At 48.8% G+C, this 1,065-nt stretch carries 2 rRNA genes; both read left to right on the top strand.

Annotation, left to right across the window (positions count from 1 at the left end):
• Window positions 1–453, top strand: a 16S ribosomal RNA gene (locus tag QOS07_RS09225); the annotation flags it as partial.
• A gap of 206 nt (window positions 454–659) precedes the next feature.
• Window positions 660–1,065: ribosomal RNA gene (locus QOS07_RS09220) — 23S ribosomal RNA — on the top strand; the annotation flags it as partial.

The following is a 1,065-nucleotide window of genomic DNA, read 5'->3' as shown; positions in this document are numbered from 1 at the left end:
TTAAGTCCCGCAACGAGCGCAACCCTTGTTACTAGTTGCCAGCATTCAGTTGGGCACTCTAGTGAGACTGCCGGTGATAAACCGGAGGAAGGTGGGGACGACGTCAGATCATCATGCCCCTTATGACCTGGGCTACACACGTGCTACAATGGCCGGTACAACGAGCAGCTAACCCGCGAGGGTGTGCAAATCTCTTAAAGCCGGTCTCAGTTCGGACTGCAGTCTGCAACTCGACTGCACGAAGTCGGAATCGCTAGTAATCGCGGATCAGCATGCCGCGGTGAATACGTTCCCGGGCCTTGTACACACCGCCCGTCACACCATGGAAGTTTGCAATGCCCAAAGTCAGTGGCCTAACCATTTTGGAGGGAGCTGCCTAAGGCAGGGCAGATGACTGGGGTGAAGTCGTAACAAGGTAGCCGTAGGAGAACCTGCGGCTGGATCACCTCCTTTCTAAGGAATAAAACGGAACCTACACATGGTTGAAACTTTGTTTAGTTTTGAGGGGTTTACCCTCAGAGCTTGTACTTTGAAAACTAAATAATATCTAATTTCTTTATTTATAAAAACAATAAACCGAGAACACCGCGTTATTTGAGTTTTATTAACGAAATAATCGCTAACTCAATTAATCAAGGTGATCACTTCGTGATCATCAAGGTTAAGTTATGAAGGGCGCATGGTGAATGCCTTGGTACTAGGAGCCGATGAAGGACGGGACAAACACCGATATGCTTCGGGGAGTGGTAAGTACACTTTGATCCGGAGATTTCCGAATGGGGAAACCCAACCAACTTAGTCGTTGGTTATCTGACTAGTGAATCTATAGCTAGCAGAGGGGAGACGCAGTGAACTGAAACATCTCAGTAGCTGCAGGAAGAGAAAGAAAAATCGATTCCCTGAGTAGCGGCGAGCGAAAGGGGAAGAGCCCAAACCAGTGAGCTTGCTTGCTGGGGTTGTAGGACTGAACAATGGAGTTACCAAAATACGACGTAGTCGCAACAGCTGGGAAGCTGTGCCAGAGAGGGTGATAGCCCCGTAGACGAAACGTCACATTCTCCGTTC

It is taken from the genome of Limosilactobacillus viscerum, assembly GCF_947387525.1.
In the GTDB taxonomy this organism is placed as follows: Bacteria; Bacillota; Bacilli; order Lactobacillales; family Lactobacillaceae; genus Limosilactobacillus; species Limosilactobacillus viscerum.
The sequence above is the reverse complement of the archived record's forward strand: the minus strand, read 5'-3'. Positions and strand labels throughout refer to the sequence as shown.